This window comes from Syntrophales bacterium, assembly GCA_035363115.1.
In the GTDB taxonomy this organism is placed as follows: Bacteria; Desulfobacterota; Syntrophia; order Syntrophales; family PHBD01; genus PHBD01.
The window spans coordinates 370,581-396,804 of sequence record DAOSEM010000003.1 but is presented as its reverse complement, the minus strand read 5'-3'; the positions used below and the strand labels follow the sequence as shown (position 1 = coordinate 396,804).

General features: G+C 64.2%; 26 protein-coding genes. 13 read left to right on the top strand and 13 right to left on the bottom strand.

The features are described from left to right. Positions 1-7: 7 nt before the first annotated feature. The 11 genes from PLO63_09740 to PLO63_09690 all read right to left on the bottom strand — a co-directional run bounded on the left by PLO63_09740 (position 8) and on the right by PLO63_09690 (position 9,299). Positions 8-724, bottom strand: coding sequence for a cysteine hydrolase (locus PLO63_09740; protein HOI74415.1), 717 nt, complete (start codon positions 722-724; stop codon positions 8-10). A gap of 146 nt (positions 725-870) precedes the next feature. After that, on the bottom strand, positions 871-1,320 hold the full coding sequence (locus PLO63_09735) for a DUF3788 domain-containing protein (GenBank protein HOI74414.1): 450 nt from the start codon (positions 1,318-1,320) through the stop codon (positions 871-873). 60 nt (positions 1,321-1,380) lie between these two features. Continuing rightward, positions 1,381-1,878, bottom strand: a complete 498-nt coding sequence (locus PLO63_09730; GenBank protein ID HOI74413.1) for a GNAT family N-acetyltransferase — start codon at positions 1,876-1,878, stop codon at positions 1,381-1,383. Positions 1,879-1,881: 3 nt separating this feature from the next. Beyond that, positions 1,882-3,003 carry an ABC transporter permease gene (locus tag PLO63_09725; protein HOI74412.1) on the bottom strand — a complete coding sequence of 374 codons (1,122 nt, stop codon included), beginning with the start codon at positions 3,001-3,003 and terminating at the stop codon, positions 1,882-1,884. 1 nt (position 3,004) lies between these two features. Beyond that, on the bottom strand, positions 3,005-4,138 hold the full coding sequence (locus PLO63_09720; GenBank protein HOI74411.1) for an ABC transporter permease: 1,134 nt from the start codon (positions 4,136-4,138) through the stop codon (positions 3,005-3,007). 143 nt (positions 4,139-4,281) lie between these two features. Further along, positions 4,282-4,782, bottom strand: a complete 501-nt coding sequence (locus tag PLO63_09715; protein ID HOI74410.1) for a protease inhibitor I42 family protein — start codon at positions 4,780-4,782, stop codon at positions 4,282-4,284. A 32-nt stretch (positions 4,783-4,814) separates the two neighbouring features. Further along, a complete protein-coding gene (locus PLO63_09710) occupies positions 4,815-5,570 on the bottom strand; it encodes an ABC transporter ATP-binding protein (GenBank protein ID HOI74409.1) in 756 nt (251 codons plus the stop codon). Further along, complete coding sequence (locus PLO63_09705; GenBank protein HOI74408.1) at positions 5,551-6,303, bottom strand: ABC transporter ATP-binding protein; 753 nt, start codon at positions 6,301-6,303, stop codon at positions 5,551-5,553. Before PLO63_09705 ends, PLO63_09710 begins: the two co-directional genes overlap by 20 nt. A gap of 8 nt (positions 6,304-6,311) precedes the next feature. Beyond that, a complete protein-coding gene (locus tag PLO63_09700) occupies positions 6,312-7,325 on the bottom strand; it encodes an efflux RND transporter periplasmic adaptor subunit (protein HOI74407.1) in 1,014 nt (337 codons plus the stop codon). 15 nt (positions 7,326-7,340) lie between these two features. Continuing rightward, positions 7,341-8,654, bottom strand: coding sequence for a TolC family protein (locus tag PLO63_09695; protein ID HOI74406.1), 1,314 nt, complete (start codon positions 8,652-8,654; stop codon positions 7,341-7,343). 12 nt (positions 8,655-8,666) lie between these two features. Then, the gene (locus tag PLO63_09690; GenBank protein ID HOI74405.1) at positions 8,667-9,299 is read right to left on the bottom strand and encodes a TetR/AcrR family transcriptional regulator; all 633 of its coding nucleotides are present in this window, start codon (positions 9,297-9,299) and stop codon (positions 8,667-8,669) included. Positions 9,300-9,489: 190 nt separating this feature from the next. Here PLO63_09690 and PLO63_09685 point away from each other — a divergent pair, with 190 nt between their 5' ends. Next, positions 9,490-12,471 (top strand): insulinase family protein, encoded by a 2,982-nt coding sequence (locus PLO63_09685; protein ID HOI74404.1) that lies wholly within the window; start codon positions 9,490-9,492, stop codon positions 12,469-12,471. 66 nt (positions 12,472-12,537) lie between these two features. On the opposite strand, the gene PLO63_09680 is transcribed toward PLO63_09685, so the two are convergent. Further along, positions 12,538-13,983, bottom strand: a complete 1,446-nt coding sequence (locus PLO63_09680) for a DHA2 family efflux MFS transporter permease subunit (GenBank protein HOI74403.1) — start codon at positions 13,981-13,983, stop codon at positions 12,538-12,540. A 320-nt stretch (positions 13,984-14,303) separates the two neighbouring features. On the opposite strand from PLO63_09680, the gene PLO63_09675 reads away from it, so the two are divergent. From PLO63_09675 to PLO63_09625, 11 genes are all read left to right on the top strand, one after another. Continuing rightward, positions 14,304-15,377, top strand: coding sequence for a hypothetical protein (locus PLO63_09675; GenBank protein HOI74402.1), 1,074 nt, complete (start codon positions 14,304-14,306; stop codon positions 15,375-15,377). A gap of 94 nt (positions 15,378-15,471) precedes the next feature. Continuing rightward, entirely contained in the window at positions 15,472-15,915 is a 444-nt protein-coding gene (locus PLO63_09670) for a hypothetical protein (GenBank protein ID HOI74401.1), read from the top strand. Positions 15,916-16,139: 224 nt separating this feature from the next. Continuing rightward, positions 16,140-16,550 (top strand): hypothetical protein, encoded by a 411-nt coding sequence (locus PLO63_09665; protein HOI74400.1) that lies wholly within the window; start codon positions 16,140-16,142, stop codon positions 16,548-16,550. Positions 16,551-16,648: 98 nt separating this feature from the next. Further along, positions 16,649-17,038, top strand: a complete 390-nt coding sequence (locus PLO63_09660) for a hypothetical protein (GenBank protein ID HOI74399.1) — start codon at positions 16,649-16,651, stop codon at positions 17,036-17,038. A gap of 82 nt (positions 17,039-17,120) precedes the next feature. Further along, a complete protein-coding gene (locus tag PLO63_09655) occupies positions 17,121-18,254 on the top strand; it encodes a PLP-dependent aspartate aminotransferase family protein (GenBank protein HOI74398.1) in 1,134 nt (377 codons plus the stop codon). 11 nt (positions 18,255-18,265) lie between these two features. Further along, complete coding sequence (locus PLO63_09650; protein ID HOI74397.1) at positions 18,266-18,895, top strand: GNAT family N-acetyltransferase; 630 nt, start codon at positions 18,266-18,268, stop codon at positions 18,893-18,895. A 60-nt stretch (positions 18,896-18,955) separates the two neighbouring features. Next, complete coding sequence (locus tag PLO63_09645; GenBank protein HOI74396.1) at positions 18,956-19,528, top strand: methylated-DNA--[protein]-cysteine S-methyltransferase; 573 nt, start codon at positions 18,956-18,958, stop codon at positions 19,526-19,528. Next, positions 19,525-20,136: a LysE family translocator gene (locus PLO63_09640; protein ID HOI74395.1), complete on the top strand. Its 612-nt coding sequence runs from the start codon at positions 19,525-19,527 to the stop codon at positions 20,134-20,136. Before PLO63_09645 ends, PLO63_09640 begins: the two co-directional genes overlap by 4 nt. 61 nt (positions 20,137-20,197) lie before the next feature. Continuing rightward, the gene (locus PLO63_09635) at positions 20,198-20,914 is read left to right on the top strand and encodes a DNA alkylation repair protein (protein ID HOI74394.1); all 717 of its coding nucleotides are present in this window, start codon (positions 20,198-20,200) and stop codon (positions 20,912-20,914) included. Positions 20,915-21,024: 110 nt separating this feature from the next. Then, positions 21,025-21,888 (top strand): class I SAM-dependent methyltransferase, encoded by an 864-nt coding sequence (locus PLO63_09630; GenBank protein ID HOI74393.1) that lies wholly within the window; start codon positions 21,025-21,027, stop codon positions 21,886-21,888. Between the two features lie 81 nt (positions 21,889-21,969). Further along, positions 21,970-22,410 carry a GNAT family N-acetyltransferase gene (locus PLO63_09625; protein HOI74392.1) on the top strand — a complete coding sequence of 147 codons (441 nt, stop codon included), beginning with the start codon at positions 21,970-21,972 and terminating at the stop codon, positions 22,408-22,410. Between the two features lie 33 nt (positions 22,411-22,443). On the opposite strand, the gene PLO63_09620 is transcribed toward PLO63_09625, so the two are convergent. After that, positions 22,444-23,934, bottom strand: coding sequence for a GNAT family N-acetyltransferase (locus PLO63_09620; protein HOI74391.1), 1,491 nt, complete (start codon positions 23,932-23,934; stop codon positions 22,444-22,446). A 235-nt stretch (positions 23,935-24,169) separates the two neighbouring features. On the opposite strand from PLO63_09620, the gene uvrB reads away from it, so the two are divergent. Beyond that, the gene (uvrB, locus tag PLO63_09615; protein HOI74390.1) at positions 24,170-26,173 is read left to right on the top strand and encodes an excinuclease ABC subunit UvrB; all 2,004 of its coding nucleotides are present in this window, start codon (positions 24,170-24,172) and stop codon (positions 26,171-26,173) included. Positions 26,174-26,224 lie beyond the last annotated feature (51 nt).

The window sequence follows — 26,224 nt, the reverse complement described above, 5'->3', positions numbered from 1 at the left end:
GAATCATCTACCCCCGGGCGCCCAGAATGGCCATTACTTCGTCTGCCGTCCGGACGTCTCCGAAGAACAGCATCGTGTTCCTGAGGGCGTTCTCCATGAGAGCGTCCGACGTGGCGGTCGTGCCGTCCGCAACCAGGATCACCTCGTAATCCATCTGCATGGCGTCCCGGACCGTCGATTCGACGCAGACGTTGGCGGCCACTCCGACCACGATCAGCTGCGTCCGCTTCAGGGCGTGGAGCTTTTCCTTCAACTCCGGCGGTCGCGACAGGAACGCGCTGTAGCGGTTCTTGAACACGACATGATCGCGGTCGGAATCGAAATGCATCTCCGGGAAGATCTCCGTTCCCGGGCCCATGTTGGCCTCGTTCTTCCAGTGCTTCTCGTCGTGGAAGGCCGGATACAGGCCCCCGTCGTGCCTGCCCGGCTTCTCCGTGATGTTCTGCCGCACCCAGATCACGGGTACACCCGCCTTGCGGCAGAAATCGGCGAGCCGGTTGATCCGCTCGATTACCAGGCCGATCCGCGGCATGGTTTCATGGGACACGGGGGCGCAGGAGAAGTTCTGCATGTCGATGACCACAAGGGCGGCCTTCGCGACGCTCGGGGAAAACAGGCATTCCGGTCGTCCCCACTGCCGGAACAGGGGGTACAGCTCGGTGCGAAGCCCGCGGAGCATCCCCTCGGCGGTCGCCGCGTCCCGTTCGATGTTTCCGTTCTTCATCGTCCACTCCGTCCTTATGGGAATTGCCGGCGGCGACGAATCATGCCCGGCAGCCGGCCCCGGCAAGGTGTCAGACTGCACCGGGGAATCCGTCGTGTCAAATTGAAAGTCACACGTTCAATCGGATGGAAGTACAGCAGGCGGGGTTATTTCGCTCTGTTTCGCGGCTTTCGCTTCACCGCCAGGAGTCGCTCCACGTCGGCCGCGATCTCGTCCGCATCGACGGTGAGAAGCAGCCATTTCCCGTCGTGGTAGGTCGCGGCCCCGTCGTAGCCTCTCCGGGTCCGCTCCGAAAGCTCCTGCCGGATCATTTCCACCTTCGCCCGCTCCTCTGCGCCGAAGACGATCAGCAGGGCGAAGCGGTTCCTCTCCGGTATCAGCGTGCAGAAGGACTTCCCCTTTTTATAGCGGCGCGACCAGCCGTGCTTCTTTCCTCCGAAGAGCCACTCCGGCGCGAAGACGCCCGGGTAGTTGCGCTCGATCATGGACTCGACGCGCAGCCAGTATTCCCAAGCCTCGCCGCCGATCCAGGCCTCGACTTCCCCTGGGGCGGGAGGCCCCGCCGGGTCCGTCATGCGAAGACTGTTTTGTGCCATGGAATCCTCTCCTGACGGGATTTGAAACCCGCGGCGCTCCATCGCTTCCCGCCGCGTACGTCACCCGCTTTCCGCAAGGTCAAGAGACAGGAAGGCCACACGAAACGGCAGGTGGGGATATTCATTCGTGTCCCCCTCGACGAAACCGAACCCCTTGTACCATGCCTTGAGCTCTTCCTGCTCCGCGATCATGGCGATGCCCACGCGGCGGAGTCCGAGACGTCGGGCCTCGGCAAAGACATGCTCCACCAGCACCTTTCCCAGGCCCTGCCGCCGGTGTCCCGGCAATACCGACAGGCGCTCCAGGTAGCAGCCCCCCTCGTCGGCCCGCTCGAGGGCGACGCACCCGGCGACACGACCCCCGATCTCCAGGGCGTAATACACGACGCCCCGTTCCATGTCTTTCCGGACCCAGTCCTCCTCGCAGTTGGAGGGATGCCGGGCCGCGTTCTCCTTCGTCAGGCCGAACCGTTCCGCCACCGTGCGGAAAGACGTCCGGATCGTTACGGCCAGCATGACGCAGTCTTCCATCGTGCAGGTGCGAATCAGAAAATTCATATCCTAATCCAGCCGCTTCCGGAACCGCACCGTCGCCCCGGCGAAGACGGCGGTTCCCAGGATGACGAGGGCGACATACTGGGGCCAGAGGACGCCCAGGCCCACGCCCTTCAGGAAGATCCCCCGGATGATGACGAGGAAATAGCGCAGCGGGTTCAGGAAGGTCAGCCACTGGACCGGCTCGGGCATGTTGGCGATGGGAAAGACGAACCCCGAGAGCAGGAAGATGGGCAGGATGACGAAGAAGGTCGCCATCATGGCCTGCTGCTGCGTCGAGGACACCGTGGAGATGAAGAGTCCCATGCCGAGGGTGGAGAGAAGAAAGAGGCAGGTGGCCACGGCCAGGAGGCCGATCGAGCCCTCCAGGGGGATCTCGAACCAGAAGACCGCCAGGACCGTCACCACGATCATCTGGACAAATGAAATGATGATGTAGGGGATGGTCTTGCCGATGATCAGCTCCACCGGCTTCAGCGGCGTGACGATGAGCTGCTCCATCGTACCGGCCTCCTTTTCCTTGATGATGGCGATGGAGGTGAGGAGCAGCGAGATCAGCATCACGATGAAGGCGACGATCCCCGGAACGAAGAAGTGGGGGCTGTCCAGGTTCGCGTTGTACCAGGTGCGAATCCGGGCGTCCACCCGGGCGTAGTCCATGTGCATCGGGTTGAGCTCCCGGATCAGGGTCCGGTTGTACCGGTCCAGGACGGTCATGGTGTAGGCGATCCGGACCGAGGCCATGTTGCTCATGGTGCCGTCGGCCAGGATCTGGACCTCCGACGTGTCGCCCCGGCGGATCTGCCGGCTCATGTCCGGGGCCACCTTGACCGCCAGGTCCACCTTCCCCTTGAGGAGAAGGTCTTCCAGCGCCCGGGAATCCCGGACGGGGTGGGTGATGTCGAAGATGCCGTTCCCCACGAAATGCTCCGCCAGGAGGCGGCTCTCCCGGGTCTGCGCCTGGTCCAGCCAGGCGACCCGGATGTGGCGGATGTCGTAGTTCACCACGTAGCCGAAGACGAGGATCTGGATGATGGGCGCAATGACGAGGATGCGCCGGTTCTTCGGGTCCCGGAAGAGGCTGAGGAACTCCTTGCGGACGAGTTCGCGGATGCGGAGCCGGTTCATCCTACAGGCCCTCCTTTTTCAGGAGCACGCCGCTGATCGCCGCCAGGACCAGGAACATGATCCCCAGGACCGCGAAGTTCGACCACATCTGGAGGAATCCGAGGTTTTTCAGATAGATGCCGCTCAGGATCTCGATGTAGTAGTTCGCCGGCACGATGTACGTCAGAAGCTGGAGCGCCTTCGGCATGTTGGCGATGGGGAAGACGAAGTTCGAAAGCAACAGCGACGGCAGGTAGGTGAGGAGAATCGCCCCCTGGTTGGCCACGAGCTGGTTCTTGGTGACCGTGGAGATGAGGAGTCCCAGGGCCAGGGCCACCGCCAGGTAGAGCGACGAGGCCAGGATCATGACCCAGAAGCCCGCTTTCATGACGATGCCGAAGAGGACCTGCCCCATGAAGACGGCGATCAGCACGTCGATCAGGCCGATGAAAAAGTAGGGCACCGCCTTGCCCACCAGGAGCTCCATCCCCGTGACGGGGAGGGATTTCAGCGTCTCCATGGTCCCGCTCTCGTACTCCCGGGCGATGACCAGGGAGGTCAGGATCGCCCCGACGATCATGATGATGAGGGCGATGATCCCCGGGACGATGAAATTCCGGCTTTCCAGGTCCTCGTTGAACCAGATCCGGATCCGACCCTCCACGGGGACCCGGATCGGCTCGACCCCCTGGCGGCTGAGGAAATCCGCCAGGAGCTTGCCGTTGTATCGCTCGACGAAGGCGTTGACGTAGCCCCGGGCGATGTTGGCGAAGTTCGGGTCGCTGCCGTCCAGGAGGATCTGCAGCGGCGCCTCCCGGTCGCTCCGGAGCTTCTCCGTCCAGTCCGGGGGAATAACAACCGCCACGGTCGCCCGGTCCCGGTCGAGCCAGTCGGCGACGAGGCGCGTGTCCCCCAAGTGGGCCTTCACGTGGAAATAGGGCGAGGCGTCGAGGCGCCGGATGAAGTCCCGGCTCAAGTCGGTCCGGTCCTGGTCCACCACCACCGTCTCAATGTTGTCCACGTCGAGGCTCAGAGCGTAGCCGAACAGGAGGATCAGAAGAAGCGGGATCGCGAAGGCCAGGTAGAGGCTCCGGTAATCCCGGATCAGGTGATAGGACTCCTTGCGGATGATGGCCTGGACGCGGACGAGGTTCATGCTTGTTCCTCAGGCAATTGCTTTGCCGAAAGCCGGGACGGTGCGGCGGCTGCGAGCTTTCCCCCGCTGTTTCCCGACGGATTGAACCGGGGAGCCGGCGGGCAACAGGGCAGCGCAACCTCGCGGCGCCCCGCTCAGCAGCTTCACTTCACGTTGACCTTGAAGACCGCCGTCCGGGCGGGCTCGACGCCCTTTTCCCAGGAACGGACGTACACCATCCGGATCTGCGCCGTTCCCGGCTTCACGGCCTGGAACCGCCAGACCTCCTGTCCGCCGGCCCCGGGACGATTCACCCTCGGCGCCCGGTAGCGGTTGTGGACCTTCTTCACCACGGCCTCGTCGGGCGTCTCCGCGAGCTGCCACCCGTAGCCCGTCGTCGGATTCGAGTCGAGAACGATACGGAAGGTGTCTCCAGCCACCACTTCAACGGGCAGGTTCGGATCGGTGAAGACCGGCCCGATTCCCCCGATCCGGCCCGCCCCCGCCCGGCCGTCCGCCGGCATCGGCTGGTTTGAATCGGTCAGGATCGGCCCGGCACTCCCGCGGCCCACCCCCACCCGGCCGTCTCCCGGCGCAGCCTGAAGGGCCGGAGCCAGAACCACCACAACAGCCAGGACCACAAACAGCAGCCATCCCTTCCTCATGCCTCGATCCTCCTTTCTTTCTTTCGCACTCATCAGCAGGGCTTCCGGGCCATCAGGCTGATGAAGGCGTCATTGAGGTCCGCATTCTCCCGGTCCGGGCAGGCCATGCCGACGATCTCCCCGGGGCTTCCCTGGGCCACGATGGCGCCCTGGTCGATGAGGACCAGGCGCTCGCAGTTCTTTGCCTCGTCCATGTAGTGGGTCGTGACGAACACCGTGATGCCCTCGTCCGCCAGTTGCCGGATGAAGTCCCAGAAGTGGCGGCGCGTCACCGGATCGACTCCGGACGTCGGCTCGTCCAGGAACAGGATCTCCGGCCGGTGCAGGAGGGCGCACCCCAGGGCCAGCCGCTGCTTCCAGCCCTGCGGCAGGTCCCCCGTGGGGCGGTCCTTCACCGCCTCCAGCCGCGCCATGGAGAGGACCCAGCGGGTCCGCTCCCTCCAGAGCTCCGGCGGGACGGCGTAGATCCCCAGGTAGAAGCGGAGGTTCTCCGCGGGCGTCAGGTCTTCGTAGAGAGAGAACTTCTGGGACATGTAGCCGATCACGCTTTTGACCCGCTCGGGCTCCCGGAAAATGTCGATCCCCGCCACCTCGCCGCGGCCGGAGGTCGGGCTCAGGATGCCGCAGAGCATGCGGATCGTCGTGGACTTGCCCGAGCCGTTGGAGCCGAGGAAGCCGAAGATCTCGCCCCGCTTCACCGAGAAGGTGATCCGGTCCACAGCGATGAAGTCGCCGAAGCGCTTCTCCAGCTCCCGGACGGTGATGGCGTCACCGCTGAAAGGCTTCATTTGCCAGCTCCTCGTCCACATCACGGATCCGGGCGATCATGGCATCCTCCAGGGAAGGGAAATCCGCCCGGATGTCCGCCGGGGCGGCCGTCTCGATCAGGCCCGCCTTGTGCATCAGGGCCAGGCGGTCGCACTTCTCCCCCTCGTCCAGGTAGGCCGTCGAGACCAGGATCGTCATGCCCTCCTGCCGCATCTGCTTCAGGATGTCCCAGAACTCCTGCCTCGAGACGGGATCGACGCCGTTGGTCGGCTCGTCGAGGATCAGGGCCCGGGGCTCATGGACCAGCACGCAGGCCAGCCCCAGCTTCTGCTTCATCCCGCCGGAGAGGTTTCCCGCCGGACGGTCGGCAAAGGGAAGAAGGTTGGAGAACCCGAGGTACTTCTCCCGGCGGCGGATCCGCTCTCCCCGGGGGATGTTGAAGACATCCATGAAGAAGCGCAGGTTCTCGTCCACCGTCAGGTCCGCGTAGAGGCCGAAGCGCTGGGGCATGTAGCCGATGAGGGGCTTCACCTTCTTCCGGTCCTTCACGACGTCGAACCCGCCGATGGCGATCCGCCCGGCCAGGGGCGCGATCATGGTGGCGGCCATGCGCAGCAGGGTCGATTTCCCCGCCCCGTCGGAGCCCACCAGGCCGAAGAGGGTCCCCTCCTCCACGGCGAGGGACACGTCCCGGACGGCCTCGACGGCTCCGAACCGCATGGACACATTCTCCACGGAGACGAAGGGCGCCACGTCTCTCCTCATTTCAGCCAGGCGTCCGCCGGCATGCCCGATTTCAGCTCCAGGTCCGGGTTCGGCACGCTCACCTTCACCAGGTAGACCAGCTTTACCCGCTCCTTCTTCGTCTGGATAATCTTGGGCGTGAACTCCCCCTCGGGGGAAATGAAGGTCACCCGCCCCTCGAAGGCCTTCTTCGGGAAGGTGTCCACCCTGACCTCCACCCTCTGTCCCGGCTTTACCTTGCCGATCTCCGTCTCGCCGACGAAGATCTTCAGGTCCACCGTGGAGAGGTCGGTAACCGTCAGGACCTCCCGCCCCGCCGTCACGACCTCGCCGGGCTCGACGTTCCGGCTGGTGACGATCCCCGCAAACGGGGCTGAGAGCTTCGCGTAGCCCGACTGGATCACGGCCTGCTCCAGGGTCGCCCGGGCGGCCTCCGCGGCGGAGCGGGCGCTCTCCAGATCCTTTTTGGATGCCTCGATCTTCCTCAGGTTCGACCTGGCTTGGACGAGGACCGCCTCGGCCTCGGCCAGCCGCTCCCGGTCGGTATCGGCCCGGAGACGGACGGTGTCCCGCTCTTTCTCCGTCACGACCCCTCGGGAGAAGAGCTGCTCGTACCGGGCGGCGTTCTTCCGGCTGTCCTCCGCGGTACTCCGGAGGGCCTTGAGGTTCGCCTCGGCCCGGAGCACGTCCGCCGGCAGGGTCTCCCGGTAGAGGCTCTGCATCGTTCCCGCCTGCTCCTGGACGCGCTGGGCCCGCTCCAGGTTCGCCTTCGCCTGGTCCTGCCGGGCCTTCAACTCCGAAGGATCCAGCTCCGCCAGGACCTGGTCCTTCGCCACGGCCTCCCCTTCCTTTACGGCGACCCGCACGATCCGCCCGGGTGCCTGGAAGGCCAGGTTGGCGTTCGTGGCCTCGATGGTTCCCGAATAGGATAGCTCCTGCCGCTGGTTTCTCCACTGGCCCCAGTAGACCAGGGCGCCCACACCTATCAGAAGGACCAGGAAAACCGCGATGACGATCCGTTTCTTCTTCATAATGCTGCTCCCCGCCTATCGGCGGCCCGTGGCCCGCTCCAGCCGGGCCAGGCTGATGTGGTAATCCGCCAGGGCGCCGGCATGGTCGGACCGGGCCCGGGTCAGGAGCGTCTGAGCATCCAGCACCTCCGTGGCCGTCCCGACCTGTTCGCGATAGCGCTCCTGGCTCATGCGGAAGTTCTCCTCCGCCTGCTCGATGGCCTTCTTCGTCACCCCCACCTGCTTCCGCGCCTCTTCGAGCTGGAGCCAGGCGTTCTTGACCTCCAGGGTGACCTGGTCTTTCAGGCCCTCCAGGGCGTTCTGCGCCTGGTTCCGGCGGCTCTTCACGGCATCCACCCGGTACTTCGTGCGGCCCCATTCCCAGAAGTTCCAGCTCAGCATTCCCCCGACATACCAGCTTTCGGCATCCTGGTAGGGGCTCCCGGACACCCCCGGGGTATCGCCGAAGCGCTCGTAGTGGCCGACGGCACTGATGGTGGGAAAGAATTCGCTCCGGGCCGCGTCCACGTACCGGTCTGCCTGCTCGGTCTTCATGGCGTAGGACTTGATTTCCGGACGCCCTTCCAGGGCCTGCTTCCGGACGTCCGCCAGGGATCCGTCGACGGGCCGGAGATCCGGAACATCCTCCAGGACGACCGGCTCATTGACGTCCCGGCGCAGGACGGTGTTGAAGTTCGCCCGGGTCATCTCGAGAGCGTTCTCCACCTTCGTCAGGTTGTACGTCCCGTTGGCCAGCTCCACCTCGGCCCGGAGGACGTCGTTCTTGGGAACCATGCCCACGTCGAAGAAGTCCTTTGCCATGTTCCGGTGGGCCTGCAGCAGCTCCACCGCCTGCCGGGCCGCCTCCACGAGGCGCTGCGCCTTGAGGACGTTGAAGTAGGCCGTCTTGACGTCCAGGACGAGGTCATTGACGGCGGCCTGCTCGTCCGAGCGGGCGATCTCCGCGCCGAGCCTGCCGGCGCGCCAGTTCGCCACGATCCCTCCGCCGGCGAAGAGGGGCTGCCGGACCTCCGTGGCCCAGGTGTAGTTGTCCCGGGTCCCCGTCGTGAAGGAGCCGAGGCCAGTGACGGTCATGCCGGGGTCCTCGTTGAGGCGGGTGTAGCCGTAAGACGTCGAGAACTTCGGCAGGAATCCCGTGAAGGCCTCCCGCTCCTGGGCCCGGGCACCGGCTACACCCTCCCGGGCCGAATGGACGATCAGGCTCTGCTTCAGGGCGATGTCGATGCTCTCCTGAAGCGTCATCTTCTCCGCCGCAAGGCAGGACGGGCCTCCCGAAAGCAGGAGCAGCCCGGACAGGATCGTGGACAAAAGGATTGATTCTCTTCTCATGGTACACCCTCCTTATTTCCTGATGGCCCTCAAAACCATTTCCTCGACGTCTCCGAGAACGGAGCCGGTAATCTCCGGCGGCATCCGGCGGACCTCCTCGGGGATGAATTCCGCCCGCTCCCGGACCGGCGCCGCCACCTTGTAGACAATAAAGGCCCCCGCCACCATCATGTGGACGAGAAAGGGGTTGATGGGCCGGAAGGCCCCCTTCGCGACCCCCTCGTCCAGGATGCCGCCGATGAGCGTTATCACCCGTGCCACGCCTTCCAGCGCCGACGGGGGCAGCGTATTCCCGCCCGACGCGAGCTCCCGCATCATGATGGGCGGCATGAGGGGATTCCGGTCCAGGGTGTCGGCGAACCGGCGCATGTAGATCCGCATCTTGTCTTCCGGGCTTTGGGCCTGCCGGATCTCCTCCTCGAGACGCGCCGCCGTTTCGACGATGATGCTCCGGATGACCGCCTCGTAGAGGTCCTTCTTGTCGCCCACGTGATAATACAACATGGCCTTGTTAACGCCGGCGCGCCGGGCGATCTCGTCGACCCGGGCCCCGGGGAATCCCGATTCAGCAAAGACCTCGGCGGCGGCGCGCAGGATCCGTTCCACCGTGTCTCCCGACTTGTCGCTGCGGGTCGCTTCCTCCATGGTTCACCTCCGTCAATCTTCCTGGGAACCCCGAGACAACCGAACGTTAAAACTAACCGGTTGGTTAAACTGTTTGGTTGGATACTCTTTCCCCTTTTCCCTGTCAAGAGATTTTTTCCGGCCGTTGCGCCACATCCGGAGGTAGGCTATAGAGAGCCTTCGTGAAATCCATGCAATTCGGGAGGCAGCCATGTCCGATCAAAACAGCAGTCCCGCGCCGGTCCTTGCAACGGGCGACATTCACGAAGGATTCCGCGTGCACCGCGTGGAGCCCGTCGAGGACATCCGCGTCACCGCCTACCTGATGGAGCACGAGAAGACGGGGGCCCGGGTCCTACACCTCCACAGCCGGGACCGGGAAAACCTCATCGCCGTCGCCTTCCCCACACCTCCGGCGGACTCGACGGGCCTCCCGCACATCCTGGAGCACTCCGTCCTGGCAGGCTCGCGGACCTATCCCGTGAAGGACGCCTTCAACGAGCTGATGAAGGGCTCGCTGCAGACCTTCATCAACGCCTTCACCTATCCCGACAAGACGGTCTATCCCGTGGCCAGCCAGACCCCGGCGGACTTTTACAACCTGGCCCGGGTTTACGCGGACCTGGTGTTCCATCCCCGCCTGCTCCCGGAGACCTTCCGGCAGGAGGGGCACCACCTGGAGCCGGCGGATCCGGACAACCCCGCCGGCGGCCTGACCGTCTCGGGCATCGTCTTCAACGAGATGAAGGGGGCCTATTCCTCCCCGGAGTCGCTGCTGTACAAGGCCATCCAGGAGAACCTGTACCCGGCGACACCCTACGTCCACGACTCCGGCGGCAGCCCCGATGTGATCCCCTCCCTGACCTATGAGCAGTTCCGGGCGTTCCATCGGGCCCGCTACGCCCCGTCGAACGCCTTCTTCTTCCTCTACGGCGACATCCCGCCGCAGGAGCACCTGGCCTTCCTGAAGACGATCCTCGAAGACGCGGAGCGGACGGAGGCCGCGGAGGAGATCCCCGGGCAGGAGCGCTGGACGGAGCCCCGGTCGGTCCGGGCCTTCTACCCCGTCGGCAAGGACGAGCCCCGGGAGCGGAAGACCACCGTCAACATCGCCTGGATGCTCTCCGACAGCCGGGATTCCGAGACGGCCGTGCTCCTGGAGATCGTGGCGGGAATCCTCGTGGGCAGCGCCGCGGGGCCGCTTAGGAAGGCCCTTGTCGATTCGGGCCTCGGCGAGGACCTGTCGCCCGTGACGGGCATGGAGCGGGACCTGAAACAGACCTTCTTCTCCACGGGCCTCCGGGGAACGGACCCGGAAAAGGCCGCCGGGATCGAAAAGCTCATCCTGGAAACCCTGGAGACCGAAACGGAGAAGGGGTTCGACCGGGAGCTGATCGAGGGAACCCTGCACCAGGTGGAGTTTCACGGACGGGAAATCAAAAGAAAAACGTACCCCTACGGAATCACGCTGATGGGACGGGCCTTCCACGGCTGGCTGTACGGGGGCGATCCCCTGGCGGGCCTGAATTTCCCGGCCATCATCAGCGGTATCCGCCGGAGATGGGAGGCGGATCCCCGCCTCTTCGAGAAGACCGCCCGGACGTGGCTGATCGAGAACCCCCATCGACTCCTGGCCGTCCTCGAACCGAGCGCGACCGTGCAGGAGGAGCGGGAGTCAGCCTTTCGGGAACGGATGGAGCGGCTGCGCGCGGCCCTGTCCGACGGCGACATGGAGCGGATCCGGCGGGAGGCGGAGGACCTGCGGCGCTACCAGTCGGAGCCGGACCCGCCCGAAGCGGCGGCGACCCTGCCCAGGCTCAAGGTCGCGGACATTCCCGCGGAACCGGAATTTATCCCGACGGAAGATTCCCTGCTGTCGGGCGTCCCGACCCTGCGGCACGATCTTTACACCAACGGGATCGCGTACTGGTCCCTGGCCTTCGACATCTCGGACGTACCGGAAGACCTCCAGCCCCTCCTGCCCCTCCTTGGGAAGCTGACCCTCAACATGGGCGCCGCGAGCCGATCCTACGAGGAGATGGCCAAACGGATCGCCCTGAAGACGGGCGGTCTCCGCTTCTCCCTCTCGGCAGGCTTCGGACGGAAGGGGGAAGGGACCTGGCAGAAACTGATCGTCGAGGGGAAATCCCTTTACCGGAATGTCCCGGACGCCCTGGCGATCCTGAAGGATCTCCTCCTGGCGGGCGACCTGGACGACCGGACCCGCATGCGGGACCTGATCCTGGAGAAGAAGAACCGCCTCCAGGCGGCGGTCATCCCCTCGGGACACTCCTTTGCCAAAATGGCGGCGGCGGCGTCTCTCAGCCTGCCGGCCTGGCGGGATGAGCAGTGGCACGGGCGCTCCCAGCTCCGTTTCGCCGCCCGGACGGCCGAATCCCTGGAGAAGGAGGCGGAACGCCTGCAGGGAACCCTGGCCGGACTGAAAACGGCGGTGTTCCGCCGGGCGGGCCTGACTGTCGACCTGGCCGCCGACCGGGAAGGGCTCGCTATCCTCTCGGCGGAACTGGGTGCCCTCATCACGGATCTCCCTGCAGGAAAGGCGTCGGCTCCCTTCGAGACAGCCCTGAAGCCGTCGCGGCCGGGCGTCGCCATCCCCGCCGACGTGAATTACGTGGCCCGGGTCCTGCCGGCGCCGGTCCACGGGGACCCGCAGGCGGCGGCCCTCCTGGTCCTGGCCCGTTACCTGTCGAGCGGCTATCTCTACAAGCGGATCCGCGTCCAGGGCGGGGCGTACGGGGGTATGTGCGGCTACGACTCGATGAATGGGCTGTTCTCCCTCCTGTCCTACCGGGATCCCCATCTCGTCGAAACCCTGGACGTCTACGACGGCGTGCCCGACGAAATCCGGCGGGGGATCGACCCGGAGGAACTGGAGAAGGCCGTCATCGGCACGATCGGCCTCCTGGACCGCCCGACGGATCCGTCGGGAAAGGCTCACACGGCGCTGATCCGCCGCATCGCAGGCGTGACCGACGACGACCGGCGCGCCCTCAGGCGGCGGATCCTGGACATGACGCCGGAGACGCTGCAGGCGGCGGCAGAGGAATTCCTGGCCGAATCGATGGACCGGTCGTCCGTCGCGGTGTTCGCCCCGGAGGAGAAGCTGCGAAAGGCCAATGAGAGCCTGCGGGAAGCCCTGGAAGTGGAGCCGCTGGTCCAGGCGAAGGCCTGACGCGGCGGAAGGCAAGATCCGGACGGGAAGGACATCCGGGATGCCCGGGACCCGCGGAGTTTCGGATTATGGCCGGGGCGTTTTCCCTCCCCCGGAGGAAAAGAGGGAGCAGCACGCGGAAAGGGCCGCCACGGCAGCACAGACGATAAATCCGCCTTGAAAGGCCGTGGTCAGCTCTGCCATCGGCAGGGCGCGCCACCGGGAGATCGATTCAACCGTCTCCGGGAGGCCGTCCCGGAGCACCGCCTCCGCCAGGGCCACCCCCAGCGGCTGCCCGAGGTAGAACAGCAGGCGCAGAACGCCGGACGCGCTTCCCTGCCCTTCCGGCGGCGCCAGGTTCAGGATCTGCCGGTTGTTCGGCGAGAGGTACGAGCCGTAGGCAACCCCCAGGAGAACCAGGAGGACGACGGGGGCCGCCATGGACGGGGCACCGGCCAGGCACGTGAAGACGAAGAGCCCGCCCGCCGCCAGGACCATGCCTCCCGTCGTCAGAAGCCGCACCCCGATCCGGTCCGACAGCCTGCCCGCCACCGGGCTCACCAGCACATAAACGCCGCTGAAGAAAATCAGGACCGCTCCCGTCGCCGCCTGGCCCAGGCCCTGCACGTAAATGAGATAAAAGGGGAACAGGAAGTTCACTCCCGCAACGAGCATGGACGTGAAGAAATTCGCCAGGTTGGCGGCCAGGAAGCGGCGATCGCGAAAGAGGCCCCAGTCCAGGAGCGGATCCGGGCTCCGGCGCTCCCGGAACAGAAAGGCAACGAAGAAAACGACACCGGAGAGAACGCTCCCCAGCACCGGCGGGGAGAGCCAGCCGTCTTCGGGCCCTCGGGAAATCCCGTAGAGCAGGCTTCCGAGGGCGATCACGCTGAGAAGGACGCTTGCCGGATCGATGCCGATCATCCTCCGGTTCCGGCCTGACACGGTTTTCGCATCCCGGGGGAACCGGAAGGAAACGATGTACCAGGCAAACAGACCGACGGGGAGATTCACCAGGAAGATCCACCGCCATCCCGCCGTTTCCGAAAGGATTCCCCCGAGCGGCGCTCCCAGCATGGCGCCGAGTGCCGACGCGGCGCTGACGATGCCGATGCCCCACCCCCGGCGCTCCGGGGGGAGGTAGCTGCCGACGGCGCCGAGCGACGTGGCGGAGAGCATCCCGCCGCCGATCCCCTGCAGGAGCCGCCCGGCCACGAGGACCGTCGCGGTGGGGGCAAGCCCACAGAGGAGAGAGCTGCCCGTGAACAGGAGATATCCCCAGGTCATGACGCGGCCCATCCCGAGCCGGTCGGCCAGCTTGCCGAACGCCAGGACCGTTCCCGCCAGCGTGACGGAATAGGCCAGGATAATCCAGACGCCGACGTCGGTGTCTACCCCCAGGTCGCGCACGACCGACGGCAGCGATACGTTGACGACGGTCCCGTCGAGGATGTTCATGAAGGCCGCGCAGCCCGCCGCGAGGATGACCAGGCGGCTCCGGTCGGCACTACGGGTAGACGGGGCTCTGCTCATGATTGGTGTCGCGGCAGCCCGAGGCAGCGGAGAATCATGGCCGTGTTTCGCATCTTTCCGGACCCGCCCGAAATATCGGGTCCTGCTTCCACTTTTTTTAAAATCACAAATCTTCGGATCGATTTATCTCATTTGACGGAGTCCGCACAATAACTGTGGTCCCGCTAATTTTCAACCGCATATTACCTATTGATATTTAAGCGATTTTCCCTGTTGATCCTTCAGAATTTTCCTTGAATACTGACCGTGAGCAGTCAGCCAAATCATTGCAGAAAAACAGGCTTCACGGCCCCCGGTGCCATGGCCGGAGAAAGGAAATCATGAAAAAAGCCTTTTACGCGCTATGCCTTGGAATCCTCATCCTCCTGTTTTCAGGCCCGGCCGCGTCGCAGGCAGAGGAGACGGTCCTTCGCAGTTACCCCCTGTCCGATTTCGGGGTCCTTCAGTTTCACGTGCCTGCGGACTGGAAAGCAGAGGTTTCCCAAACCAGGGATCGCCCGGAGCCGACGATCTCTTTCAAGCCGAAAAGCGGCATACCCTTCAACATCCTGGTGACGCCTCACTGGCCCCCCGGCAGGGGCATGTCGCCCCCCGGCGCTGACGCCCTGTACAGGCGGGTTCAGAAGCGCACCGAGGAGATCAAATCCGGGGCCATAGAAGACAGAATCGATATTCGCAAACTGGAGGGGACCTCCGCAACCGGTTACTACTTTTCCGCAACGGACCGGGCTCCGGAGGAGGGCGGATACAAATACATGACCCAGGGGATAGCCGGGACCGGGAACGTGCTCATGCATTTCACGATCCTGGCCAACGAAGATCGGGAGGCCATTGTCTCCGCCGGACTGGCCATGGTGGGCGGCGCCGTCTGCAAGGAAAACGAGGACCGCGGGGATGCGGGGGCATCACGGCAAGCCGTGCAGATCGGCAAGAAAGACAGCAGGTATGTGCTGACCGCTCCCTCCAGCCGGATCGTCCTGAGCTTTCCCCAAGACGGCCTGATGCCGGACAAGCCGGCCGGAGGGGGAGGCGGCCCCGATCACCCCGGGTATTTCTATTTCGACGGGGGCGGCAGCGGAATCATCCTTTCCGGCTGGTTCGAGCCGGACGGGGCATTCGAAGGCAGAGAAAAATACTTCGCCATGATCAGGGACAAACTCTCCCATCTCGGTCCTGTCCTCGTCGAAAACATTACCACCCGGAAAATCGGCCCCTGGGACGTCATGACCTATTCCATGTTCCCCAAAGCAAAGCCGGAATGGGTCCAGTTCAATCTGCGGGCCGGCTGCGTCCGGGAGGACACCTGGATTGACCTCCACATCTCCTCCGGCATCAGCGGCGACAAATTGATCGCTTTCCTGAAAAGCGTCGGAATCGAAACGAAACAGCAATAGAGGCCATGAAGACCCGGATTTGCGGGACAGCGGAAACTCGAGCTCAGGCAGCGGATGTTCAACCGGACAAATCAAAGAAAGGAGAAGGAGCGGCATGTGCAAAAAGAAGAGGGCGGCTTTGTTTGCGGTATGGATTTTTTCGGCACTGTTTGTTTTTCTGATGACGGAGCGGGCAGGTGCATTTTGTATCTATAACAACTCGGACAGGCAAATGCATGCAATGCAAAGCTACGGCTTCGAAATCGGCAGAGGCTTCGACAAGTTCATCAGTTCTGGCGACCATGCCTGCTGCAACTGGAAAAACAAGGACTGCAACAAGAAAGGAAAGAGGGACAGTACGGTAAAGTTTAATGTCGATTACGCAAGATTTGTATTTTATTTCACGCCCTGCGCAGACTTTCCAATCAAGGCGGGCGGCTGGCTATCGATAAGCGGTAACATTCACAAGGGTTATCAATGTGAAGCGTTCTTCGATGAGTCGTCTGAAAAGGACAATGCTGACGAGGAGCCATCCAAAGAACCATCTGAAAAGAAATGACACAAGGAGATCCGCCATACCGGGGTATGCCGGCGGCGTCACGCGCCGCCTCATCCCCGATCCCGGATACAGACTCCGGAGGAGCAGGCTGCATGAAAACAGGAACGAAGCAGCCATAGAGGCAATATTTAGGCAAAAGGGACCCGAACTTGCGGGACAGCGGAAAATCGATCTCACGCAGCGGATGTTCAACCGGTCAAATCAAAGAAAGGAGAGGGATCGTCATGTGTAAAAAGAGGCTGTCGGCCTTTTTTGCGGTATGGTTCGTTTCGGCAATTTTCCTATGCCTGACGGCAAAAGGCGCAGATGCCTTCTGCGTCTATAACAATACGGACTTGGAATTTCAGGTCCAGGAAACTCATGGTGGAAAGAAGTTCAAGGAATTTATAAAACGAATCAACCCGGGAGACCATGCCTGCTGCAACTGGAAAAACAAGGACTGCAACACGAAAGGGAAGAAAGACAGTACCGTCAAGTTCCTTGTCGCGTTCACGCAGGTGGACATGATTAACGTTTGTGTCGACTTTCCCGTTAAGGCGGGTGGATGGCTGTCGGTAACCGGTAATAAAAAGCATGGATATAAGTGTGAAGCGTACTTTGATGAATCCTGGGACAAAGACGGTGACGACCAATGAGTGTCCGGGCAACGAGGAAAAAACGACATGCTCGACAGGCCGGTTTCGTGCATCGAATGTTCATGCTGAAGAATCTATTCCAAGGAGAATCGTTTGCCATGAAGAAAAAGACGCGTCTCGTTTTAACGGTATTGCTTCTGTCCGTGTTCGGTTTTTGTCTGATGGCTGGGAGCGCGGGTGCATTTTGTGTCTATAACAATACGGACCGGCCGATCCACGTGAAGGAAACGGACGGCTGCAAAATGGAAAGGTGCGCAGAATGGTGGGGCGTCCAGCCCGGAGACCACGTCTGCTGCAACTGGAAGAACAAGGACTGCAACAGGGAAGGGAAGAGAGACAGCACCGTCAAGTTCATGATCCACGACATGAAACCGCAAAGCTTTGTGTGTCTGGGATTCCCGGCCAAGGCGGGCGGATGGGTGTCGGTCACCGGGACCGAAGGGAATCGCCACTGCGAAGCGTTTTTCGACGAATCGTCCGACAAGTGAAGTACCGGCCGGGGAATGCCGGCGGCCTACCGCGCCACCGGTGCCCCGGCTGCAGATCAACCCTTTGCAAGGAGCAGGAAGCATGAAGAAGGAAACCATCTGCGTTCACGGCGGCACATACCGCGACGCTGCGACACGAGGCGTCAACACGCCGATTTTCATGTCCTCCTCGTTCGAATACCTGGACCGGGACGACATCCCTTACCCCCGCTACTTCAACACACCGAACCAGGACGCCGTGGTCCGCAAGCTGTGCGCGCTGGAAGGCGCGGAAGACGGCGTCCTGTTCAGCTCCGGCATGGCCGCCGTCAGCTCGGCGATCCTCGCCTTCGCCGGAGCGGGGGACCATGTCATCATGATGGACGAGCTGTATGGTGGAACCCACACCTTCGCCACGGACATGTTCGACCGGCTGGGGATCCGCCATTCCTTCGCAGCCACGGACGCCGCGGCGGTCGCGGATGCCGTGACTCCGCAGACGAAGGTCATCGTGATCGAGTCGCCCACGAACCCCCTGCTGGGGATCATCGACATCCGGCGGGTGGCACAGATCGGCCGGGAATTGGGCATCGTCACGGTCCTCGACAACACCTTCGCCACGCCGGTGAACCAGTGCCCCCTGCCGCTCGGAATCGACGTGGTCGTCCACAGCGGGACCAAGTACCTGGGCGGCCACAGCGACCTGAGCTGCGGCGCCGCCCTCACCTCGCGACCCCATGCCTCGAAAATCCGCGCTGCTGCCCGCCACCTGGGAGGCAGCCTGAACGCCATGATGTGCTACCTCCTCGAACGGAGCCTGAAGACGCTGGCCCTCCGGGTCGAACGCCAGACGGCGAACGCCGCCCGCATCGCCGCGTATCTGTCCGCCCATGCATCCGTGTTCCGCGTGAACTATCCCGGCCTGCCGGACTCGCCGGGACATGAAATCGCCCGGTCCCAGATGACGGGATTCGGGGCCATGCTGTCCTTCGAACTGGACGAGCGGATCGTCTCCGCCTCCTCGGTCCTGCGCCGCCTCCAGATCATCCGCCCGGCCGTCAGCCTGGGTGGCGTGGAGACGCTGATCTGCGCCCCCGCCGAGACCTCCCATGCGAAGATCTCCCCGGAGGAGCGCCGGAGGATCGGCATATCCGACTCGCTCCTGCGGCTCTCCGTCGGGATTGAAGATGCGGACGACCTGATAGCGGATCTGGACCAGGCGATGAAAGAAGTGTAAAAAAGCCGGTCATGGAAACGAACCCGCATCCCCTCGCGCTCATGCCGGCCGGTCCCGAGCACGCCCAGGCCGCATCCCGGCTCATCTACAGCACAGATCCGCATCTCTGGGACTGCCTCTTCGAAAACGATTTCGACCGCTTCCTCCGCTTCTTCACCGCCATGTGGAAAGAGGAGGAGAGCCTGTACAGTCACTCCAACGCCACGGTCGCCGTCGCCAGCGGCAGGATCGCCGGCCTGGAAGTCGGATACGACCGGGAAAGGCAGGACCGGATGATCCCCAACATGATGAAGCGGACCCCGGAGATCCTGGCACCCGGGGAATTCCGGCATTACCTGGAAATCGTCGGGTACATCCGGTATCTCACGCCCCCGATCCCGAATCGCGCCTATTACGTACTTTTTCTGGCGACAGATCCCGCGGAGCAGGGAAAAGGCCTCGGCGAAAGGCTGCTGACCGGCGCGTTCGACCGCGCCCGCGAGCGAGGGTATGACGCCTGCCACCTCGACGTGGCCGGCGACAACCCGGCGGTCCGGTTTTACCGGCGGCTGGGGATGGAGATCCTCTCCGAGAGCCGCGTTCTTCCGCTGGAGGAGCGGGGCGTGAAAAGCCACTACCGGATGGTGAAGAGGCTGCGATAGCAGACACCGGTTCCGCAAATCTTCCATGATGCACGTCTCTTTCGGTGAACGCACCCGCCCATGAATGATCCGCCCTTCTTCCATCTTCGCGTGACTCCCTTCGGCCCCGTGGCCGTCCTCTGGTCCGCCGCGAGAGGCAGGCCCGAAGTCCGTCGCATCCTGATCTCCCGGCCGGCCAATCCGGCGGGGCAGGCGGTCAGTGTGATCTCCCCGAATGCCGTCCCCTCTTCCTGCCTGGAAGTTGACGGCCTCCTCGACCGCATCGAATCGCTTCTGAACGGCGAGGACATCCGGTTCTCTCTCGAGGCGGTCCGCCTCGATCTCTGCTCCCCCTTCCAGCGGAGCGTCCTGCTCGCCGAATATGCGATCCCCAGGGGAAGCGTCAGCACGTACAGCCTCATCGCCAGGCACCTGGGAAACCCGAAGGGTGCCCGCGCCGTCGGCACGGCCCTGGCAACGAATCCCTTTCCCTTGGTCATCCCATGCCATCGGGCGATCCGCTCCGACGGCTCTCTGGGGGGCTACCAGGGCGGCCTCGGCATGAAGCACACCCTGCTGGCAATGGAAGGGGTTGCCTTTTGTGATGAAAATCGTGTAGCCATACGAACATTTCATTACGGAGGACCCCCTTGACGCTCTATCCGCTCTTCCTGCTCGTGGCCGCGCTGACCGTGCTCAGCCCGGGGCCGGGCGTCGTCATGACCCTCACCAACTCCCTTCGCTACGGCATGAAGGGGACCTTCGGCGGAATTCTCGGCATCTCCGTGGGCGCCCTCGCGGTCGCCGCCATTTCGGCGACGAGCCTGGGGATCCTGCTGGCCGCCTCCGCCCTGGCCTTCACGATCCTCAAGTTTATCGGGGCCGCCTACCTTTTCTACCTGGGCATCCGGCTCTGGCGCGCTCCGGCGATGCGCTTCCAGGAGCAGGCGTCCCGCGGGGCCGGGTTCGGCAGGCGTTTCCTGGAGGGGCTGTCCCTGCAGCTCACGAATCCCAAGGTGATCTTCTTTTTCCTTTCCATCTTTCCCCAGTTCATCGACCTCTCGAAGAACTACTGGACCCAGTTCGCCGTCCAGGTCCTGACGTACAGCTCCCTGGTCGTCGTCATCCACTGCCTGTACGCGCTGTTTGCCGGCACGGCCCGGCGCTGGCTCACCTCCGAGCGGGGCGGACGGGCCATCAACCGGCTGGGCGGGGCCACGTTCATGTTTTTCGGGGCCGCCCTGATTGCCGCCAAAAAGTAAATATGCCGCCTCGGCCGCAGCACGTTGTTCCGGACAAGAAGCATCGGGAAAGGATTGTCCTTTGAAGGCTGCCGACATCCAAGGCCGGCTGCAGACGCTGGGCAACCCGGAAAGGGTCCGTATCCTGCAGCGGTTTTTCAAGACGGCCAAAGGGGAGTACGGCGAAGGGGACGTTTTCATCGGCCTCTACGTCCCGGAGATCCGGAAACTCGCCCGGGAGTACGGGGATCTCCCCCTGCCGGAGGCCGTCGATCTGCTCCATTCCCCCATCCACGAGGCGAGGCTCCTGGCGCTTCTCATCCTGGTCGGCGCCTATGACCGGGGAGACGCCGCAGCGCGGGAACGGATCTACCGCCTGTACCTGGAGCACACGCGGTTCATCAACAGCTGGGACCTGGTCGACGCCTCGGCCGGGCACATCGTAGGCCGTCACCTCCTGGAGCGCAGCCGCGCGCCGCTTCATGCCCTGTCGGCGTCCGGGCTGCTCTGGGACCGGAGGATCGCCGTCATGGCGACCTTCCACTTCATCAAGCGGGGGGAGTTCGCCGAGACGCTGCACATTGCCGAACGGCTCCTCCGGGACCGGGAGGATCTGATCCAAAAGGCCGTCGGCTGGATGCTCCGGGAGATCGGCAAGCGCGACCGGGCGGCGGAAGAGACGTTTCTGAAGGTTCATTGCCGGATCATGCCGCGGACAATGCTCCGGTACGCCATCGAGAAGTTTCCCGAAGAGCTGAGGCGGCGGTACCTGCGCGGGGAACCTCCGGGAAAGTCCTGAAGCGAATCCGGTTCTTGCGGAGCGCAGGACTGGGGCCGGCGGCGACTCCCGGACGGCAGCCGGGCAAGCAGCCGCGTCACCGGTCCATGTCATGACCGAGGACAAAGACCATGAACCTCAAAACGATCATCGATCGAACGATTCCTCCCCTTTCCTGGGCCGAGGGAGAGAACATCCCCTGGAACGACCCGGATTTCAGCCGGCGCATGCTGGCGGAGCATCTCTCCCAGGAGCACAACCTGGCCAGCCGCCGTTTCGACATCATCGACCGGCAGGTCGGCTGGATCCACAGCGTGCTGCTGGGCGGCAGGGAAACGCGGATCCTGGAGCTGGCCTGCGGGCCCGGGCTGTACACGAGCCGCCTGGCAAGGCTGGGGCATGCATGCGTCGGCATCGACTACGCCCCCGAGCCGATCCGCTATGCCCGGGACACTGCGGTGCGGGAGGGCCTGGATTGCCGCTACCGGCTGGAGGACGTGCGGACAGCGGATTACGGCGGCGGGTACGGCCTGGTCATGATGATCTTCGGCCAGCTCAACGTCTTCCGGAGAAGCGACGCGCGCCGGATCCTCGAAAAGGCCCTCTCGGCCCTTGCCCCGGACGGCTTGCTGCTGCTTGAACCGCAGAGGTTCGACACAGTCATGAAACAGGGCCAGGCGGGAAGCTCCTGGTACGCCTGCGGCGAAGGCGGCGGCCTGTTCTCGGACCGCCCGCATCTCTGCCTGACCGAAAGCTTCTGGAACGCCGACGGGCTGGCGGCAACGCAGCGCTTTTTCATCGTGGACGCCGAAACGGGAGCAGTGACCCGCCATGCGATGACCAGTGAAGCCTATACGGAGGAACAGTTCCGGGATGTGCTCGTCCGGACGGGATTCGAAGACGTCCGGTTTTACCCTTCCCTCACGGGCGTCGAGGTCGAAGAGGAAAGCCAGTCCGCCAATCTGGCCATTGCCGCTCGAAAAGGCCGGGGGTAATTGGGGGCAGCCGGTGCGGCTGCCCGCGGGAAGAGCGGCGGGGTCACACCAACGGCGGCCGGCGGGTTGCGGGAGGATCGAATGGAAACGAGAGAGCTCCGTGAAGGGGAACTGGACGACCTGCTCGCCCTCTATTCTCACATGCATGCATCCGACGATCCGCTGCCGGAAAGACGGGAGGTGGAGGCCGTCTGGAAGCAGATCCGGGACAGCCGGTCCTTCCGGTACCTGGGCGTCTTCGTGGACGGCAGGCTCGTCTCCTCCTGCACCCTGAGCATCATTCCGAATCTGAGCCGGGGCTGCCGGCCGTACGGCGTCATCGAAAACGTGGTCACCCACGCCGCACATCGCCGGAAAGGATACGGCACGGCCGTTCTGAAAGAAGCGCTGGTGCTGGCCCGGGAGAACCGCTGTTACAAGGTCATGCTGTGCACGGGACGAACAAGCGAGGAGATCGGATCGTTCTACGAATCCGCCGGGTTCGACGGCCGGATCAAGCGGGCGTTCCTGGCAAGACCATAACAGGACGTTCCGGGACGAACGGGAAGGCGGTCCCTACCCGCCTGACCCGGTCGATTGCCTCCCTGCTTCCCCCATTCCCGCCTTCACGTAATCGAAGAGCAGCCTGCCGAACTCGTCGAAGAACTGCAGACGGTCCGGATCAAAGGGGCAGTGGAGCCGCTGGAGCCGGAGGCTGTCGCCGTCCGAGGCCTCCCGGGGCCGGATCCCCGAGAAAAAGAATCCCGCCTCCTCCGCCCGCTTGCAGAGAAGAGCCGCCGCCGGCTGCGCAATGGGGAGATCGAGGTTCACCACCTCCGCTCCGGCATACTCCGCCAGGTCGTCCGCAGCCCGGAGAAGCTCCGGCCACTGGCGGTCGTCGGCCCGCGCCACCCGGATGATCCCCTTGAGCACGGCCTTATCGAAGTCGATCCGGTACTCCCCCGGCGCGGCGGCCGGGGCCGGATCGCCGAAGGTGCAGGGCTGGGCAAGGCCATCGTAGATGCGGGAGATAATCTCCCGGTGGCGGGGCGGGACATAGGCCTTCACCGGCGGAGGGGCGTCGAAATAGCGGAAGCAGTGGAGACAGGACTCCCGCTGTGGCGATGCCGCTTCGGGGTCGAGGGCCTTGAACAGCCGGGGGGGACTGGCGGCCAGGTCCAGGCCGCAGGGACGCCCCCCCAGCCGCATCACGTCCCGCTGGCTGATGGCATGGCTGGTGACGGGATCGATGGACATGCCGAGCAGCCCCATCTCCAGGGCCCTGGCCTCGTTGGCCCTGGAGAGCGCATCCATCAGCCCACGGCCCCGGTGGGCCGGGTTGATCACCAGCAGGGCCGCCTCGGCCATGGGCGCCGGTGTCGGCCGCAGGATGCCGACGTGCCCCACGACCTCGCCAATTTCAGTCACGGCGACGGTGCTGACCAGACGGCCGCTTCCCACCAGGTGGAGAAGTCCTTCCGGGCGGTAAAAATTTTCGTTTTTGTACGAATAGCCGTAAGCCAGCCAGAAGATCCGGGCCACCTGGATGGCCTCCTCTGGTTTCATGGATCGGATCTCGTACGGCTGCGGGGGGGCCGGCTCGATCCTCGGCGGCAGATGCTCCGGCTCCGGTTCCGCGGCTGCGGCAAGCCGCTTGACGAGACGCAGGGCCTTCCCCCGGCGGCCGAGGTTCTCGAAGCGGGCCTCGTCGACTTCGTGACGGATGATCCGCAGCCCCAGGCCCTGGGCCGAAAACTCGTCGGCGGCCGTCCCGGAAACACCGGCCGGCTCCAGATCCGGGTCGAAGGGCAGCCCCTCGTCCCGGATGGACAGAACCAGCTCCGTCCGACCGATCTCCGCCTTCAGGAAAATGTCTCCCGGCCGGCCGTCCGGATAGGCGTGCTCGACGGCATTGACGGAGGCCTCTTCGGCGGCCAGTTCCAGGCCCAGAATCTCCCGTTGGGAGAGTCCGGCGGCCGAGGCCAGTTCCCGCACAAAGCCCCGGATCGTCTCCAGGAAGCGCATGTCCGCCGGCACGGTAAGGCGCGCGATGGAAGAAGGGTTCACCGGATTCCTCCTCTGAAATGCCGGATGATGCCTCCCGTGCGGGATCGATCCCTGCTTCTGTGGAGGGATCTTGCATTTGACACGATCCGGCGGCACCGATATAGTTCGCGACGCAAGGAAAGCCGCATCCGGTTCCGCGCTTATACCCGCAAACCCGCCGAAAAGCAAAGCGCTGTCACGACCTGGAGGAACAACAGAGGCTCCTCCCGGAGGACTCGCACCCGGCATAACGTTTATGAACCGTTTTCAGCTCACATCGGAATTCCAGCCCGCCGGCGACCAGCCCCAGGCCATCGAGGCGCTGGCGGAGGGCGTCCTCAAGGGCGATCCCCACCAGGTCCTCCTGGGGGTCACCGGCTCGGGGAAAACCTTTACCGTGGCCCAGGTCATACAGGCGGTCCAGCGGCCCGCCCTGATCATGGCCCACAACAAGACCCTGGCGGCCCAGCTCTACGGCGAGTTCAAGGCCCTCTTCCCGGAGAACGCCGTTCACTACTTCGTCAGCTACTACGACTACTACCAGCCCGAGGCCTATCTCCCCAGCACAGACACCTACATCGAGAAGGACTCGTCCATCAACGAGGAGATCGACAAGCTTCGCCACGCCGCCACCCACGCCCTCTTCGAGCGGAGCGACGTGATCATCGTGGCCAGCGTCTCCTGCATCTACGGCCTGGGCTCCCCCGAGTCCTACTCGGGGATGCAGGTGAACGTGGCGGAGGGCCTGGAGATCCCCCGGGACGACCTGCTGCGCCATCTCGTGGCGATCCAGTACGAGCGGAACGACATCGACTTCCACCGGGGAACCTTCCGGGTCCGGGGGGATACGGTGGAGATCTTCCCGGCCTACGAGGAGGACCGGGCCGTCCGGATCGAGTTCTTCGGCGACATGATCGAGGCCATCTCCTGGGTGGATCCCCTGCGGGGGAAGAAGCTCATGAAGGTGGACAAGATGGCCGTCTACCCCGGGAGCCACTATGTCACGACGCGGGACAACCTGGAGCGGGCCGTGAAGGACATCCGGGTCGAGCTGAAGGAGCGCCTGTCCTGGCTCAAGGAACAGGGCAAGCTCCTCGAGGCCCAGCGGCTGGAGCAGCGCACCCTCTTCGACCTGGAGATGATGGAGGAGATGGGCTACTGCCAGGGGATCGAGAACTACTCGCGGCACCTGACGGGCCGCAGGCCCGGGGAGCCGCCGCCCACCCTCGTGGAGTACCTCCCGAAGGACGCCCTCATCATCGTGGACGAGAGCCACGCCACCATCCCCCAGCTGAACGGCATGTACCGGGGGGACCGGTCCCGGAAAGAGACCCTGGTGAACCACGGGTTCCGCCTGCCCTCGGCGCTGGACAACCGGCCGCTCCGCTTCGACGAATACGAAGAATTCCCCCAGCAGCGCCTCTACATCTCCGCCACGCCCGCCGAGTACGAGATCAGGAAGGCCCGGGGGCGCGTCGTCGAGCAGATCATCCGCCCCACGGGACTCATGGACCCGGAGCTCGCCGTCAAGCCCGTGGCGGGCCAGGTGGACGACCTCCTGGCGGAGATCCGCGAGCGGACGGACCGGGGGGAGCGGGTCCTCGTGACGACCCTGACGAAGCGGATGGCGGAGCACCTGACCCGCTACTACGAGGAGCTGGGCGTCCGGGTCCGCTATCTCCACTCGGACATCCAGACACTCGAGCGGGTGGCCATCATCCGCGACCTCCGCCTCGGCGAGTTCGACGTCCTGGTGGGGGTGAATCTCCTCCGGGAGGGGCTCGACATCCCGGAGGTCTCCCTGGTGGCGATCCTGGACGCCGACAAGGAGGGATTCCTCCGCTCCGAGCGGTCCCTCATCCAGACCAGCGGCCGGGCCGCCCGGAACGTCGCCGGCCGGGTGATCCTCTACGCCGATCGGGAGACCCAGGCCATCCGGGCCTGCCTGGAGGAGACGAAGCGCCGCCGGGAGCTCCAGCACCGCTTCAACGAGGAGCACGGCATCACCCCCGAGAGCATCCGGAAGGCCATCTCCGATGTTCTCTCGTCGGTCTACGAGGCGGACTACGTCACCGTCCCCGTCGTGAAGGAGCCCGGAGCAGCGTACGGCACAGAGGAGGAGATCACCGCCGTCATCGAGCGGCTGAAGAAGGAGATGAAGGCCGCGGCGAAGGACCTGGAGTTCGAGAAGGCCGCGGAGTTGCGGGACCGCATCCGGGAGATGACCGGCCTGATGCTGGCCATGGGGGAAATGGGCTGAGAGCGGGCGGCGGGCTTCGCCACCGGGGTTCCGGGGTTTGGACGGTCCGGC

What these genes read in the sequence shown, in the direction of transcription:
- PLO63_09740 (HOI74415.1), bottom strand. Translation starts at nt 724, where the DNA reads ATGAAGAACGGAAACATCGAACGGGACGCGGCGACCGCCGAGGGGATG.
- PLO63_09735 (HOI74414.1), bottom strand. Translation starts at nt 1,320, where the DNA reads ATGGCACAAAACAGTCTTCGCATGACGGACCCGGCGGGGCCTCCCGCC.
- PLO63_09730 (HOI74413.1), bottom strand. Translation starts at nt 1,878, where the DNA reads ATGAATTTTCTGATTCGCACCTGCACGATGGAAGACTGCGTCATGCTG.
- PLO63_09725 (HOI74412.1), bottom strand. Translation starts at nt 3,003, where the DNA reads ATGAACCGGCTCCGCATCCGCGAACTCGTCCGCAAGGAGTTCCTCAGC.
- PLO63_09720 (HOI74411.1), bottom strand. Translation starts at nt 4,138, where the DNA reads ATGAACCTCGTCCGCGTCCAGGCCATCATCCGCAAGGAGTCCTATCAC.
- PLO63_09715 (HOI74410.1), bottom strand. Translation starts at nt 4,782, where the DNA reads ATGAGGAAGGGATGGCTGCTGTTTGTGGTCCTGGCTGTTGTGGTGGTT.
- PLO63_09710 (HOI74409.1), bottom strand. Translation starts at nt 5,570, where the DNA reads ATGAAGCCTTTCAGCGGTGACGCCATCACCGTCCGGGAGCTGGAGAAG.
- PLO63_09700 (HOI74407.1), bottom strand. Translation starts at nt 7,325, where the DNA reads ATGAAGAAGAAACGGATCGTCATCGCGGTTTTCCTGGTCCTTCTGATA.
- PLO63_09695 (HOI74406.1), bottom strand. Translation starts at nt 8,654, where the DNA reads ATGAGAAGAGAATCAATCCTTTTGTCCACGATCCTGTCCGGGCTGCTC.
- PLO63_09690 (HOI74405.1), bottom strand. Translation starts at nt 9,299, where the DNA reads ATGGAGGAAGCGACCCGCAGCGACAAGTCGGGAGACACGGTGGAACGG.
- PLO63_09685 (HOI74404.1), top strand. Translation starts at nt 9,490, where the DNA reads ATGTCCGATCAAAACAGCAGTCCCGCGCCGGTCCTTGCAACGGGCGAC.
- PLO63_09680 (HOI74403.1), bottom strand. Translation starts at nt 13,983, where the DNA reads ATGAGCAGAGCCCCGTCTACCCGTAGTGCCGACCGGAGCCGCCTGGTC.
- PLO63_09675 (HOI74402.1), top strand. Translation starts at nt 14,304, where the DNA reads ATGAAAAAAGCCTTTTACGCGCTATGCCTTGGAATCCTCATCCTCCTG.
- PLO63_09670 (HOI74401.1), top strand. Translation starts at nt 15,472, where the DNA reads ATGTGCAAAAAGAAGAGGGCGGCTTTGTTTGCGGTATGGATTTTTTCG.
- PLO63_09665 (HOI74400.1), top strand. Translation starts at nt 16,140, where the DNA reads ATGTGTAAAAAGAGGCTGTCGGCCTTTTTTGCGGTATGGTTCGTTTCG.
- PLO63_09660 (HOI74399.1), top strand. Translation starts at nt 16,649, where the DNA reads ATGAAGAAAAAGACGCGTCTCGTTTTAACGGTATTGCTTCTGTCCGTG.
- PLO63_09655 (HOI74398.1), top strand. Translation starts at nt 17,121, where the DNA reads ATGAAGAAGGAAACCATCTGCGTTCACGGCGGCACATACCGCGACGCT.
- PLO63_09650 (HOI74397.1), top strand. Translation starts at nt 18,266, where the DNA reads ATGGAAACGAACCCGCATCCCCTCGCGCTCATGCCGGCCGGTCCCGAG.
- PLO63_09645 (HOI74396.1), top strand. Translation starts at nt 18,956, where the DNA reads ATGAATGATCCGCCCTTCTTCCATCTTCGCGTGACTCCCTTCGGCCCC.
- PLO63_09630 (HOI74393.1), top strand. Translation starts at nt 21,025, where the DNA reads ATGAACCTCAAAACGATCATCGATCGAACGATTCCTCCCCTTTCCTGG.
- PLO63_09625 (HOI74392.1), top strand. Translation starts at nt 21,970, where the DNA reads ATGGAAACGAGAGAGCTCCGTGAAGGGGAACTGGACGACCTGCTCGCC.
- uvrB (HOI74390.1), top strand. Translation starts at nt 24,170, where the DNA reads ATGAACCGTTTTCAGCTCACATCGGAATTCCAGCCCGCCGGCGACCAG.